This is a genomic window from Devosia sp. LC5, from assembly GCF_000735585.1.
In the GTDB taxonomy this organism is placed as follows: Bacteria; Pseudomonadota; Alphaproteobacteria; order Rhizobiales; family Devosiaceae; genus Devosia.
This window is the reverse complement of record NZ_JNNO01000008.1, coordinates 48,388-61,224: the sequence shown is the minus strand read 5'-3', so window position 1 is coordinate 61,224 and position 12,837 is coordinate 48,388. Positions and strand designations below refer to the sequence as shown.

Sequence of the window (12,837 nt, the reverse complement as noted above, 5' to 3'; positions counted from 1 at the left end):
GTGGGGGCGATTGGGTCAGCTCAGACCCAAAATCTTCCGGTTGGCCGCCAGGTCCGTGCCGGCGGATGCGAAATCGTCGAAGGCGTGTTCGGTGACGTGGATGATATGGTTCTTGATGAACTCGGCGCCTTCACGCGCACCATCTTCGGGGTGCTTGATGGCGCATTCCCATTCGAGCACGGCCCAGCCGGCAAAGTCATATTGCGCCATCTTGGAGAAGATCGAGGCGAAATCGACCTGGCCATCGCCCAGCGAGCGGAAGCGCCCTGCCCGGTTGATCCAGCTCTGATAGCCCGAATAGACGCCCTGGCGGCCGGTCGGGTTGAACTCGGCGTCCTTGACGTGGAACAGCTTGATGCGCTCGTGATAAATATCGATGAAATCGAGATAATCGAGCTGCTGCAGCACCATGTGGCTGGGATCGTAGAGGATGTTGGCGCGCGGGTGGTTTTTGACGCGGTCGAGGAACATCTCGAAGGTGACGCCGTCGAACAGGTCTTCGCCCGGGTGCAGTTCGTAGCCGACATCGACGCCAGCTTCGTCAAAGGCGTTGAGGATGGGGGTCCACCGGCGGGCCAATTCATCGAAGGCTTCTTCGACCAGGCCGGCGGGGCGCTGGGGGAATGGGTAGAGGAACGGCCAGGCGAGCGCGCCCGAGAAGGTGGCGTGCTCGGTGAGGCCGAGGTTCTTGGAGGCCTTGGCGGCCCAATACAGCTGCTGCACCGCCCATTCCTGGCGGGCCTTGGGATTGTTGTGCACCGATGCCGGCGCGAACCCATCGAGCATGGTGTCATAAACCGGATGGGCGGCAATGAGCTGGCCCTGGAGGTGGGTCGATAGCTCGGTGATGGCGAGGCCATGCTTGGCGGCGGTGCCAGTCAGCTCATCGGCGTAAGTCTTGGAGGTGGCGGCCTTTTCCAGATCGATCAGGCTGGTGACCCAGGTGGGGATCTGCACGCCCTTGTAGCCGTAATTGGCGGCCCAGCCGCAAATGGCATCGAAGGAATTGAATGGTGGCTTGTCTCCGGCGAATTGCGCCAGGAAGACTGCGGGACCCTTGATGGTGCGCATGAAATCTCTCTCCTCGTGAGGCGCTGAGGCGCCTTGGTCTTTTGCCGTTTTCAAACAGCGGACCTCACCCCGGCTTGTCGCAGGGCGAGGTCCACTTTCAGCACATTGTTCGACAGGCCCATGGGCCTGTCAATGAGGTACGAACCTCAAGCCTTCAAAAGCGCCTGTGCATCGGCCGGCGTGAGGGCCAGCGGACGCTCGCAGGTGGTCGACAGGGTAATGACCTGGCCGGTCTCGCCCGCCTGGAGCAGGCTGGTGAGTACGTCGACGACATGCAGGGCAACATCAAGGCCGCAGCGGGCATTATAGCCGCCATCGATCGAAGCGACCATGTCGGCCAGACCCGCCGTGCGGTAATTGGCGCGGTGGACGGGCTTGTCGAGATCCTGATTGGCGCGGCCGAAGGGGTGATCCCACGGGGTGACCGCGCTCTTCTCGCCGGCCCAATTGGTGGTGACCAGATCGCCGCCGAAGAAGTTCGGATCGGGCACGAAGATCGAGCCGCCCGTGCCATAGAGCTCGATATTGTGGTGGCCGTGGCTGGCCACGTCCCAGCTGGCGCCGATGGTGATCACGGCGCCGCTATGGAATTCGAGAATGCCGTGAATGGTGGTCGGCGTCTCAACCGGAACGGCCTTGCCCTTCATCGGGCCTTCGGCGGTCACCACGCGCTCGGTGCGCGCCATATTGGTGAAGGCCGATAGGCGTTTAACCGGCCCAAGCAGGTGGACCAGATTGGTCACGTAATACGGGCCCATATCAAGGATCGGGCCGCCGCCGGGCTTGAAGAAGAAGTCCGGATTGGGGTGCCAATGTTCCATGCCCGGCCCCATCACGTGGGTGGTACCGCTCATGATCTTGCCAAGCTGGCCGCTGTCGATGATGTCGCGAGCCTGCTGATGGGCGCCACCGAGGAAGGTGTCGGGAGCGCTACCCACTTTGAGGTTGCGCTCGTCGGCGGCCTTCTTGAGGGCCATGCCCTCTTCGAGGGTCAGCACGAAGGGCTTTTCGGAATAGGCGTGCTTGCCGGCCGAGACGATATCCCTGGACACCGAATAATGGGTGGCCGGGATGGTCAGGTTGACGATGACGTCGAGTTCACTGTTCTTGAGCAGCTCGTCGGGCGTCTGGGCGGCAACGCCGAATTCCTCAGCACGTTTCTGGGCCGCAGCGGGCAGAATGTCTGCCACGGCGCGAACCTCAAGCCCCTTGAACAGGGGCGCAAGACGCAGATAGGCCGCGGAAATATTGCCGGCACCCATGATGCCGACGCCGTAGGTCTTTGCCATTTTAGCTTACTTCCACTTCTGGGCGGTAGCGATGGAGCGCGTGGCGAAACGCACTTCGTCGGAAGGCTTGTCGTGTTCGGCAACGAAATACTGCGCCTTGGTCTTGCTCTTCACCTTGGTGATGAGATTGTCCCAATCGAGCGTGCCGTAGCCCACATCGGCCCAGCCGTCTTCGTCAGCGTTCTCGCCAGCGGGCGCTATGTCCTTGACGTGGACGGCGCTGATGCGGTCGCCATAGCGGTCGAACCAGGCAACCGGGTCGGCCTTGCCGCGCGCGATCCAGGCGACGTCGGCTTCCCATTCGATGTTGGGAGCGGTTTCGAGGATGATTTCCATCGGCGTGCGGCCGGAAGTGGTCGGCTTGAACTCAAAATCGTGGTTGTGCCAGCCAAAGCCGTAGCCGTGCTTGGTGTAGGTGTCGGCGCCCTTGGCCAGCATTTCGGCCAGCTCGATCCACTTGGACTCGTCTTCGCTGCGGCCTTCAGGACCGATATGGGGGCAATAGATGCGCTTGATGCCCAGGATTTCGGCTGTCTTGAGCGTGGTATCGACGTCCTGGACCTGAGCCGGGCCGAAATGGCCGGTCGGCATGGTGAGGCCATTCTTCTTGAGAATGGCGGCCAGGGTCGTTGCGTCGGCGACGTTGCCGTAAAGACCACCATAGCCCTCTACCTGGGTGTAGCCGAGCGCGGCCAATTTACCCAGGAAGTCCTCGAGCGAGGGTACGTTGCGAGCGCTATAGAGCTGGAATGACAGTTCGGTCATGGGGGCCTCTTGATAATTTGGGCTGCTGCCCGGTCGACGGGCAAAGGAGGTAGTGCGTTTGTGTCGTGCTGTCCCGCCGCAAAGGCAGGCGATCCGCCCGAAAAGTAATGTGCCGGAGCGGCAGCGAATGACGGGGCGCCGCGCCTTGCGCGACGCCTCGATAATGCGGGTCAGAGCCGGTTGGTCGAAGCCGTGTCGAACAGCGAGCCGCGGGCCGGATCGAAGCCGACCAGCACCTTCTGGCCGACGGTGAGATGCACATCGCTGTCGGCCCGGAAGGTCACGGCGTGGTTGCCAATCTTGGTCCAGGCCAGCGTGTCCGAACCCATGGGCTCAACGATTTCGATTTCGACCTCGGTGGAGAAGGGCAAGTCCTTTGCCGCATCGCCCAGCACGATATGCTCCGGGCGGACGCCGAGCACGGCCTTGGCCGAGCCGGTGGGGGCCTTGTCGAAGACGTAGCGGCCCACCGGAACGACAACGCCGTCATCGGTGGTGAAAGCCGGCTCGGCCCCGCCGGCCAGCGTGCCGTTGAGGAAGTTCATCGAGGGCGAACCGATAAAGCCGGCCACGTAGAGATTGACGGGCTTGTTGTAGATGGTGTGCGGATCGGACAATTGCTGGATTTCGCCATTTTTCATGATGGCGATGCGGTCGGCCAAGGTCAGTGCCTCAATCTGGTCGTGGGTGACGTAAATCATGGTGTTCTTGAGCCGCTGGTGCAGCCGCTTGATCTCGACGCGCAAATCGCTGCGCAGCTTGGCATCGAGGTTGGACAAGGGCTCGTCGAACAGGAACACATCCACGTCGCGCACCAGGGCACGGCCAATGGCCACGCGCTGGCGCTGGCCACCGGACAGATTGGCGGGCTTGCGCTGCAACAAGGGCTCGATCTGCAGGATCTCGGAGGCGCGCTTGACGCGGCTATCGATCTCGTCGCGCTTCATGCCGGCAACGCGCAGGCCGAAGGACAGGTTCTTCTCGACCGTCATCTGCGGATAGAGCGCATAGGACTGGAACACCATGCCGATGCCGCGATCCTTGGGCTCGGCCCAGGTGACGTTCTTGCCGCCAATGAAAATCTGACCTTCGGAGACATCGAGCAGGCCGGCAATGCAATTGAGCAGAGTGGACTTGCCACAGCCCGATGGGCCAAGCAGCACGATGAACTCGCCCTGCTTGACATCGAGATTGAGGCTTTTGAGGACCTGGACCGAGCCGAAATTGAGCGACAGGTCTTTGACGGAAACGCTGGATTGCATGTGCTTATCCCTTCACCGCGCCAGCGGCGATGCCGCGCACGAACCATTTGCCAGAAACGAAATAGACGATCAGCGGAACGGCGGCCGTGAGAATGGTGGCGGCCATGTTGACGTTGTATTCGCGTACGCCCTGGACAGAGTTGACGATATTGTTGAGCTGAACGGTCATCGGGTAGTTCTGCGTGCCGGCGAAGACGACGCCGAACAGGAAGTCATTCCAGATGCCGGTGACCTGCAGGATGATGGCGACCGCAAAGATCGGCAGCGACATCGGCACCATAATCTGGAAGAAAATCCGCCAGAACCCTGCCCCATCGACGCGCGCCGCCTTGAACAATTCCTGCGGCAGTGACGCAAAATAGTTGCGGAACAGCAGGGTCAGGATCGGCATGCCGAAAATGGTGTGGATCAGGATGACGGCCCAGAGCGTGCCGAAGATCTTCATCTGCGCCGTGATCATCACCAGAGGATAGAGCATCACCTGATAGGGAATGAACGAGCCGAGCAGCAGCACGGTGAAGAAGAACTCGGAGCCCTTGAACCGCCAATTGACCAGCGAATAACCGCTGACCGCAGCGATGAACACCGACACGATTGTGGAGGGCAGCGTGATCTTGACCGAATTCCAGAACCCGGGCGCCAGACCATTACAGGTGAGACCTGTACAAGCACTGGTCCAGGCCTTGACCCATGGTTCGAAGGTGACTTCGAGCGGCGGGGCGAAGATGTTGCCGATCCGGATTTCGGGCAGGCCCTTGAGCGAGGTGGTGATCATCACATAGAGCGGCAGCAGGTAGTAAAGCGCTGCGACGATGATGATGCCGTAGATAACGATCCGCGTAGGGGTAAAGAACGAGCGCGGGCGGGGTCCGCTGGCTTCTGCGTTTGTGGTCATGACCGGTCCTTCCTACGTGTGCTTCTTGGGGCCGAATTCGACGATGACCCATGGAATGAGCAGGACGAAAACGGTCAGGAGCATCACGGTGGAGGCGGACAGCGCCTGACCGAGATTACCGGCGGAGAACATGTAATTGATGACGTATTTGGCGGGCACTTCCGAGGACAGGCCCGGGCCGCCATTGGTGAGCGCGACGACCAGATCGTAGGTGCGCACAATGCCCGAGCCGACGATCACCAGGGTGGTGACGATGACGCCGCGCATCATGGGCAGCACGATCTGCAGATAGGTGCGCCAGGTGGGAATGCCATCGACGCGCGCGGCTTTCCAGATTTCGCCGTCGACGCTGCGCAAGCCGGCCAGCATCAATACCATGACAAAGCCCGTGCCGTGCCAGAGGCCGGCGATGAGCAGTGCATAGAGCACCATGTCGGTATTGGTGATCCAGTCGAAGGTGAAATTGGTCCAGCCCAGGCCGCGCATGGTGGATTGCAGGCCCAAAGTGGGGTTCATGATCCATTGCCACACCAGACCGGTAACGATGCCGGACAGCGCGAAGGGATAGAGGAAAATGGTGCGGAAACCATCTTCAAAGCGGATGCGCTGATCCATGAGCACGGCGAGCACAAAGCCCACCACCATGGTGAAGACGAGCGAGAAAATGCCGTAGGTCAGCAAATTGGTCGCCGAGATGCGCCAGCGGCGCGTGGCGAAGAGACGCTCATACTGATCGAAACCGACAAAGGCGCCATTGGGCAATGCACGGGAATCGGTAAAGGAGAACCAAATGGTCCACAGCGTGCAGCCGATGAACACGACGAGCACGATGGCAACCATCGGGCTGGCGGCGAGCTTGGCACTGATATTGCGCACGAATAAATTGTACAACAGACCAGGCGGACGGGTCCGCTCCAGTGCAGTCGCCCCGTGCAGGGACTGGGCTTCGGTCATGGGTCTTGCCTACTCCGGCTAAAAACAAAGATGCGGAAGCGGGGCAGCCCGAAGGCCGCCCCGCGACGCGCTTAGTCAGCGGATTCGATGATCTGGGCGTAAGCCTCAATATAGTCATCGATCGGATAGGACTTGTCGGCGAAGAATTCCTGGTTGAGATCGTCCAGCTGCTGCTGGGTGTCGCTCGAATTCAGGGTTTCGCCACCGGGCAGCAGGCCGTCCGGTCCCTTGAGGATATCGATGGCCTTCTTCATGCAATCATTGGCCGACGACATATCGATGTCGGTGCGGATCGGCATGGAGCCCTTCTTCAGGTTGAACGCAACCTGAGCTTCCGGCGAGACCAGCAGACGAGCCAGCGCTGTCTGGGCGTCGAGAACGTCCTGCGCCGTGCCTTCAGGCAGCTTGGGGAAGTAGAATGCGTCGCCGCCGCCTTCGATGCGGTTGGACAGACCCAGGCCGGGCAGGCATTCGTAATCGGTGCCGGGAACGGCGCCGGCCAGTGCGAATTCGCCCTGAATCCAGTCACCGTGGATGTTGCCGGCGGCTTCGCCAGCGATCAGCTGGTTGGCCACGTCGGAAAACTGCGGCACGACTTCAGCGGGATCGACAACGTCGCGGACAGCGGCCCAGGCTTCGGCAACCTTGCGGAATTCGGGGCTGCGGACGGCCTCGGCATCGTGATCCTGGTTGACCTTGAGATAGAGCTCAGGACCACCAACGTCGGCCAGCAGAACGCCGGGAATGCCGTTCAGCGGCCAGCCGGCGGCCAGACCGAAGGGAATGATACCTTTTTCACGCAGAGCGGGGAAGGAAGCGACGTATTCGTTCCAGTCCTTGGGGGTTTCGAGACCGGCATCCTTGTAAGCCTTGTCGCTCAGCCAGAGCCAGTGCCAGGAGTGGATATTGATCGGCACGCAGTAGATCTTGCCGTCAAAGGTGCAGGCGTCGAGCAGCTTGGGATCGGCAAAGAAATCGGCCCAGCCATCTTCTTCGGCAATCGGGGTCAGATCGGTGATCAGACCAGCCTTGATAAGTTCTTCGGCGTCGCGGCCGGTGTTCATCTGGGTGGCGCCCATGGGGTTGCCGCCCAGGATGCGGCTGATGATCACCGGGTTGGCGCCCGTGCCGGAACCGGCCAGTGCGCTATCGACCCATTTATTGCCGGTCGCGTCAAACAGACGGGCAAATTCGGCGACAGCGGCGGATTCACCACCCGATGTCCACCAATGGGTCACTTCGAGTTCAGCAGCCTGCGGCGCAGCCGAACACATCAAAGCAGCCGCCAAAGTGGCGGCCACGGCAAATTTCTTCATAACTATAATCCTCCCAACGTCCTCATGAGGCATACTGCCCCCGCGAAGCCGCCGACCGCGGTGCATCTTCCTCAAGATGTCCGGACCGGCCGCATGTAATCGATTGCATCGCCACATCCTCAGACGGTGTGCAATCGATATAATAACCTTCGGCTACTTGTTGCGTCTCTGTCAAGATCGAATTAGACCAAAGTCTGAGGGAGCGAGGAAGAGGCGCGAACGGGGATGAACGAGTTCAAGAAAACGCCGACAATTCAAGATGTTGCGCGCGTTGCTGAAGTTTCGTCGGCAACGGTGAGCCGCGCCTTGACGTCGCCGGAGCGGGTGTCGGAGGCCACACGGGAGCGCATTACGGCGGCCGTGCTAGAGACCGGCTACACCGTGAACCAGATGGCGCGGTCACTGCGCTTGCGAGCTGCCAAAACCATTCTCATCGCCATCCCCAATATCGGCAATCCATTCTATTCGACGATTCTCGACGCGGTGGTGCAGGATGCTGCCGAGCGTGGCTATGGCGTGCTGGTAGCCAATAGGCTCGGCGGCGATCCGACGCTTGGTCTCAAGGACTATTTTTATTCCAACCGCGCGGATGGGCTTTTGCTGTTCGATGCGACGCTGGATCTGGAATCCCTGCAGGACCTGCCGCTGGTGCGGGGTAACCGGCCCCTTGTACTATCCTGCGACGACATTCCCGATGCACCGCTGGACCTGGTGATGACGGATAATCGCGATGCGGCCGACACCGCCACGCGGCACCTGATCGAGCTGGGACACAAAAAAATCGGCACCGTGCGCAGCCGCACCACGCCCAATGTGGTCAGCGAACGGCATGCCGGCTTCGAGCGCGCACTCATGCGGGCCGACCTGCCCATCCGCCAGGACTGGATATGGCAAGGCGACCACGCCATTGCCGGCGGCATAGCCGCAGCCGAATCCTGGCTGGCGCTCAATGAGCGGCCCACAGCCATGTTCTGCGGCAATGACGAAACGGCAATCGGCTTCATCTCCCGGCTGCGCCAATCAGGGGTCGATTGCCCGCGGGACGTGTCGGTAGTGGGTTTTGACGACATCGCCGTCGCCGAGCATCTCTTGCCTGCCCTCACCACGATGCGGCAGCCGCGCTATGATATGGGCAAGGTTGCGACAGCCCTGTTGCTGGACATTCTCGATGGCCCGGCAACCGAACGCACGCCGGCGCGGCGCATTCTGAAATCCGAACTCATCATCCGCGCCAGCACCGCCCCACCGCGTGACTGCAACTAGCTTTGGGCAATGGCTGCAAAGCAGTTTTCCCCGGCGCAATGATAGGCTAAAGGGATGTCGCGCGGGTCCCGTAGCTCAGCTGGATAGAGCAGCAGCCTTCTAAGCTGTTGGTCGGAGGTTCGAGTCCTCCCGGGATCGCCATTTCAATATGTTGAATTGCTATTGGTTTTGCCCAAATGGATATGCCGGGGGCGGATTTTCGGCAATTTTTTGCGCTTGGTCATGCACTTAGCCTACGGACTATTGGTTTGATCCAAGACGCAATTTCCGGCACTGACGTGCGGGGTGGCGGTCTACGTCGAGATCGTCTTGCCCGGCAAGCGGGCTGGGCCACGGAAACTACACGGTCACATCAATTGGTGCGAAGAGGCACAAGCCCAAAGCGCGACTCTTGCGGCGACCACGCAGTGAGGGTGAAACCACATCGGAGTGTTGTGAGTGTCGCGGCTCATGAGGTTTGAACAGATTCCTGGCAACGGACGCGGCCGGAAAAGGCTGCTTCGGACCGTGGCGCGATCAGCCGAGCATTTCGATTGTGACGTCCTCAACCTGCCCTCTAACAAACATCCACTGGGACCGCAGTGAAAGATGCTACGGTTCAGGAATATTCCAGCAACTACAAGGATCGCGTGGGGAGCGACGACCGACTTGTCGACTGGTACCCGGTAACTGCCTCATTGGTGCCCGAACATCAGGCTCGCCTGATCTGTCAGCTCACAAATGCACAGTATGATGGGCGCCTTCGGGCCGTTTATCGCACCGTGGTCGGCTTGGTAGCGCTGGTTGCATTGCCGTGCTTTTGATCGCGGCAATCGCGGCTCGGTTGCCGACGGACCAACTGCCCATTGTCGCCATTACTCCTTCCTTGCCGGTCCTGATTTGGACGGGTCGCGAGTTTCTCCGTCAATGGGAAACCGATGGTCCTCTTCGAGACATTCAAGATCGCGCGTTCGAGCTCTGGAACGAGTCGCTGGCGGCTGAAATTGACGCCCGCTATTTCCGAACAGAGTCACGCAGCCTGCAGGACGCTATCTTCATATATCGCGTTCGAAGCCCCCTGCCCGTGCCCTTTATTTACAGTGCGCTCCGAAAACGCCTCGAAAACAAGATGTATGTCAGCGCCGCGGATCGATTGCGAGAAGCTGGAATTGATCCGGAGAGAAACCGCTGAAGCTGTTGGCGGATTTTGCTGACTTTCTGAAGAACGCAGTCAATCTGAATGCGACCCGCATCGAGACCCTGAGCGACAACGTAGACGCGCTTAAAACGTTTGTCGAAAACTCGAACTGGGCGCCCACCATCAGGCGATGGGCCGAGCAAGGATCCTGGGCCGACGAAACGATCATCAAGCCCGTGGACCTTGGCGAGTTCGACGCAGACATCCTGGCGATGGTCAATCCGGTCGAAGATTGGACCAGATATTGCTCGCCCAAGCTCTCGCGGTTTCGAGAACGTAGGTTGCTCCCAAGTTCGGATGCTGCTCGATCGCTCGATAAACTGCCGAAACATCATCAACTGAGGGACGATGGCGCGAGAGCACCCTGAGAGCCCGTTCTCGAACGGCAGTGTCTTTGGATTGCAGCAGCGATCGAGTCATGGCCCGAATGTCACCGTCGCCAATCATCCGTCGACGGATAGCGATGTCCAGGGCGTTGCGGACCAGAGCGCCGCTCGCAGCGTTATGGGAAGGCGATGCGTTTAGCATCTCTCTAATCTGATCGTCGGACATTCTGGGAGAGAGAAAAAACAGCAGCTGCGACTGGAGGAAGGGGGCGCCGGACTTCCAGAACAAATCCTGTGCGACTGGCAGAGCGGCGTCGTTATGCGGCGCCCCAGCTCTCAATTGGTCAGCGCTCCACAAGATTTTTTCCGCCGCTCCCAGCCGCCCAACTCTGGTCAACCAGTCCTGAGCGCGGCAGTCATCGCGAATCCTCCTTTCCAACGCGACTGGCAGTGCGAAGATAGAACCATCCAGCTCGCTAGTGGGGAACACCGTCGTTTTGTCCCAGGTCACCAGGATGCCGGTCGCTTCCCGAAGGTTGGTATCGGTGAAATCAAATCCGGCGAGGTTGCTATAACTAAAATCGACCTCACTGAGGTCAGCATTGCGAAAATCCAACCCAGAATTGAGGCCGACCAATGGGTGGAGTGATTTCGATCGATTCAAGGATCAGATGGCGTTCTGCCGCGCCAGCCAACTTACGATCACCTGGTTGGTTGCCTCCGGCATTTCCTCCTGGATCCAGTGACCGCAATCGAGGCTGACGACCTCTACATTGGGCACGAAGTCCGCAAGGTTCTCCGACCGGGGGATCACGTCTCGTTCGCCATAGATCATGAGTGTTGGTTGATGGATGATTGGCTCCACCTCGCCCAGCAGGTGCCAGTTGCGGTCAAGGTTTCGGTACCAGTTGATACCCCCCGTGAAACCGGATCCTTCGAAGGCCGCGACGTAAACAGCCAAGTCCTCATCGCTCATCACCGGCTCGCCGAGCGGCGTCTCCGCCCGCGCGAGATTGATCATGGTCATGCCAGGCTCGGGCGGCAGCAGGGGTACATTCTTCCGGTACAGGTTGCGGAGGAACCGGGATGTGTTCTTATCGAGGACTGCGTCCGCCACCCCCGGCTGCCGGTTAAAGTGGACGAAATAGTAGTCGCTACCCAGCACCATCTCCAGGAACTCGATCCACGGCATGTCCCCGCGAGCCTGATAGGGCATGCTCAGATTGATCACCTTGCTGACGCGAGTGGGATGCAGAAGGGTCAGCCCCCACACCACCATCGCGCCCCAGTCGTGGCCGACGAAGGTCGCATCCTCGTATCCGTAGTGATCGAGAAGGCCAACCAGATCGCCCGCCAAGTGATCAATGTCATAGTCCGTCACCGCGTCGGGACGAGACGAGTTGCCGTAGCCTCGCTGGTTGGGAATGATGACGTAGTAGCCGGCAGCAACAAGCGCTGGCACCTGGTGGCGCCAGGAATAGGCATGCTCGGGCCAGCCGTGGCAGAGCACGATAGGTTGGCCGGCATGCTGCCGTCCTGCTTCGAAGACTTCCAGTTCCACCCCATTAACGCGAATAAGGGTCGGCTTGAGAAAATCGGTTGCGATCGACACTGCATATCCTTCTGTATCTTGATCGACCATGTGCGTTTCCCGGCTGCAGTTCAGGGCAGCGGAACGCGTAACGATGGCTGGATAGGAAGCAATGGTGCCAAGAACTGGCACTGAAGGATGTTAGATCGAAGGCATGAGTGGACGTCATCGACATGAAGCAATCGTACGCAGCCTTCGACGCAACGGGACATCGACGGTTGCGGAGTTGGCAGCCGCGGTCGGTGTCTCGAGGCGCACAATATTGCGCGACATCGGCGCGTTGCGTGAAGAGGGCTTCGTCATTCATTCCGAGCCGGGACGCGGTGGCGGGCTGCAACTCGATGCCCAATCAATTCAGACCACGGCCAAACTCTCTGTCAGCGAGGTCTTTGCGCTCCTTGTCAGCGTCGCATCAATGCGGGCCGTCAGCAATCTTCCCTTTGCCCACCTGGCCGACGCCGGGCTCGCCAAGATCGAGAAGGCTCTGCCTTCGGACAAAGTGCGTGACCTGCGCCGACTTCTCGATTGCCTCTATGTGGGGCAGCTCTCACCCTTGGTGGACATATCAGATCTGGCGGCGATGGAGCCAGCACTTCTCCCCGCGTTCGAGACTGCGTTCCTGCGGCGGTGGTATCTCAGCTTCCGGTACCGGGACGCGAAGGGGGTCATCACCAATCGCCGTGTCGAACCTCAAGCCATGCTGGTCCTGCCACCGCTCTGGTATTTAGTGGCCTGGGACCCGGCGCGTAAGGAATTCCGCTACTTTCGAATGGACCGGATCAGTAGACCAGAAGTCGATGAGAGTCTCACCTTTCAGCGACGGCGAGTGCGATTTGAGGACTACGTTCGCCCCGTTCGGGATCTTTCCCGCTAAACTGCGATCGCGAGGTGCGTTGCGCGTCTTTGATGCGCCAAAATCTTGCCATCG

12 protein-coding genes, 1 tRNA gene and 1 pseudogene are annotated in these 12,837 nt (G+C 60.0%); 5 read left to right on the top strand and 9 right to left on the bottom strand.

From position 1 onward, the window contains the following. Nucleotides 1–15: 15 nt before the first annotated feature. The 7 genes from FF80_RS05710 to FF80_RS05680 all read right to left on the bottom strand — a co-directional run bounded on the left by FF80_RS05710 (nt 16) and on the right by FF80_RS05680 (nt 7,552). Nucleotides 16–1,071, bottom strand: coding sequence for a sugar phosphate isomerase/epimerase (locus FF80_RS05710; protein WP_035098422.1), 1,056 nt, complete (start codon nt 1,069–1,071; stop codon nt 16–18). A 146-nt stretch (nt 1,072–1,217) separates the two neighbouring features. Beyond that, a complete protein-coding gene (locus FF80_RS05705; RefSeq protein WP_035098421.1) occupies nt 1,218–2,360 on the bottom strand; it encodes a Gfo/Idh/MocA family oxidoreductase in 1,143 nt (380 codons plus the stop codon). A 6-nt stretch (nt 2,361–2,366) separates the two neighbouring features. Next, a complete protein-coding gene (locus FF80_RS05700; protein WP_035098420.1) occupies nt 2,367–3,125 on the bottom strand; it encodes a sugar phosphate isomerase/epimerase in 759 nt (252 codons plus the stop codon). 170 nt (nt 3,126–3,295) lie between these two features. After that, complete coding sequence (locus FF80_RS05695; protein WP_035098418.1) at nt 3,296–4,387, bottom strand: ABC transporter ATP-binding protein; 1,092 nt, start codon at nt 4,385–4,387, stop codon at nt 3,296–3,298. A 4-nt stretch (nt 4,388–4,391) separates the two neighbouring features. Beyond that, nucleotides 4,392–5,282, bottom strand: a complete 891-nt coding sequence (locus FF80_RS05690) for a carbohydrate ABC transporter permease (protein WP_035098414.1) — start codon at nt 5,280–5,282, stop codon at nt 4,392–4,394. Between the two features lie 12 nt (nt 5,283–5,294). Then, complete coding sequence (locus FF80_RS05685) at nt 5,295–6,122, bottom strand: sugar ABC transporter permease (RefSeq protein ID WP_244445719.1); 828 nt, start codon at nt 6,120–6,122, stop codon at nt 5,295–5,297. A 185-nt stretch (nt 6,123–6,307) separates the two neighbouring features. Next, nucleotides 6,308–7,552 (bottom strand): ABC transporter substrate-binding protein, encoded by a 1,245-nt coding sequence (locus tag FF80_RS05680; RefSeq protein ID WP_035098411.1) that lies wholly within the window; start codon nt 7,550–7,552, stop codon nt 6,308–6,310. A 225-nt stretch (nt 7,553–7,777) separates the two neighbouring features. Here FF80_RS05680 and FF80_RS05675 point away from each other — a divergent pair, with 225 nt between their 5' ends. The 4 genes and pseudogenes from FF80_RS05675 to FF80_RS22175 all read left to right on the top strand — a co-directional run. Continuing rightward, a complete protein-coding gene (locus tag FF80_RS05675; RefSeq protein ID WP_035098407.1) occupies nt 7,778–8,815 on the top strand; it encodes a LacI family DNA-binding transcriptional regulator in 1,038 nt (345 codons plus the stop codon). A gap of 64 nt (nt 8,816–8,879) precedes the next feature. Continuing rightward, a tRNA-Arg gene (locus FF80_RS05670) sits at nt 8,880–8,956 on the top strand. Between the two features lie 646 nt (nt 8,957–9,602). Beyond that, a complete protein-coding gene (locus tag FF80_RS05665) occupies nt 9,603–9,986 on the top strand; it encodes an S-4TM family putative pore-forming effector (protein WP_280113891.1) in 384 nt (127 codons plus the stop codon). 5 nt (nt 9,987–9,991) lie between these two features. Then, nucleotides 9,992–10,171 (top strand): annotated as a pseudogene (locus FF80_RS22175) (nucleotidyltransferase); the annotation flags it as partial. 37 nt (nt 10,172–10,208) lie between these two features. Here the strand turns inward: FF80_RS22175 and FF80_RS22170 are convergent. Beyond that, nucleotides 10,209–10,934 carry a pentapeptide repeat-containing protein gene (locus FF80_RS22170; RefSeq protein ID WP_160172795.1) on the bottom strand — a complete coding sequence of 242 codons (726 nt, stop codon included), beginning with the start codon at nt 10,932–10,934 and terminating at the stop codon, nt 10,209–10,211. A gap of 51 nt (nt 10,935–10,985) precedes the next feature. Then, nucleotides 10,986–11,960 (bottom strand): alpha/beta hydrolase, encoded by a 975-nt coding sequence (locus tag FF80_RS05655; protein ID WP_052153222.1) that lies wholly within the window; start codon nt 11,958–11,960, stop codon nt 10,986–10,988. 103 nt (nt 11,961–12,063) lie between these two features. Here FF80_RS05655 and FF80_RS05650 point away from each other — a divergent pair, with 103 nt between their 5' ends. Continuing rightward, nucleotides 12,064–12,783 (top strand): WYL domain-containing protein, encoded by a 720-nt coding sequence (locus FF80_RS05650; RefSeq protein ID WP_035098402.1) that lies wholly within the window; start codon nt 12,064–12,066, stop codon nt 12,781–12,783. Nucleotides 12,784–12,837: the final 54 nt, after the last annotated feature.

Bases quoted from the DNA above. Each gene is read 5' to 3' on its own strand.
- FF80_RS05685 (WP_244445719.1), bottom strand. From the start codon at position 6,122: ATGGTTGCCATCGTGCTCGTCGTGTTCATCGGCTGCACGCTGTGGACC.
- FF80_RS05680 (WP_035098411.1), bottom strand. From the start codon at position 7,552: ATGAAGAAATTTGCCGTGGCCGCCACTTTGGCGGCTGCTTTGATGTGT.
- FF80_RS05650 (WP_035098402.1), top strand. From the start codon at position 12,064: ATGAGTGGACGTCATCGACATGAAGCAATCGTACGCAGCCTTCGACGC.
- FF80_RS05695 (WP_035098418.1), bottom strand. From the start codon at position 4,387: ATGCAATCCAGCGTTTCCGTCAAAGACCTGTCGCTCAATTTCGGCTCG.
- FF80_RS05705 (WP_035098421.1), bottom strand. From the start codon at position 2,360: ATGGCAAAGACCTACGGCGTCGGCATCATGGGTGCCGGCAATATTTCC.
- FF80_RS05710 (WP_035098422.1), bottom strand. From the start codon at position 1,071: ATGCGCACCATCAAGGGTCCCGCAGTCTTCCTGGCGCAATTCGCCGGA.
- FF80_RS05690 (WP_035098414.1), bottom strand. From the start codon at position 5,282: ATGACCACAAACGCAGAAGCCAGCGGACCCCGCCCGCGCTCGTTCTTT.
- FF80_RS05675 (WP_035098407.1), top strand. From the start codon at position 7,778: ATGAACGAGTTCAAGAAAACGCCGACAATTCAAGATGTTGCGCGCGTT.
- FF80_RS05700 (WP_035098420.1), bottom strand. From the start codon at position 3,125: ATGACCGAACTGTCATTCCAGCTCTATAGCGCTCGCAACGTACCCTCG.
- FF80_RS05655 (WP_052153222.1), bottom strand. From the start codon at position 11,960: ATGGTCGATCAAGATACAGAAGGATATGCAGTGTCGATCGCAACCGAT.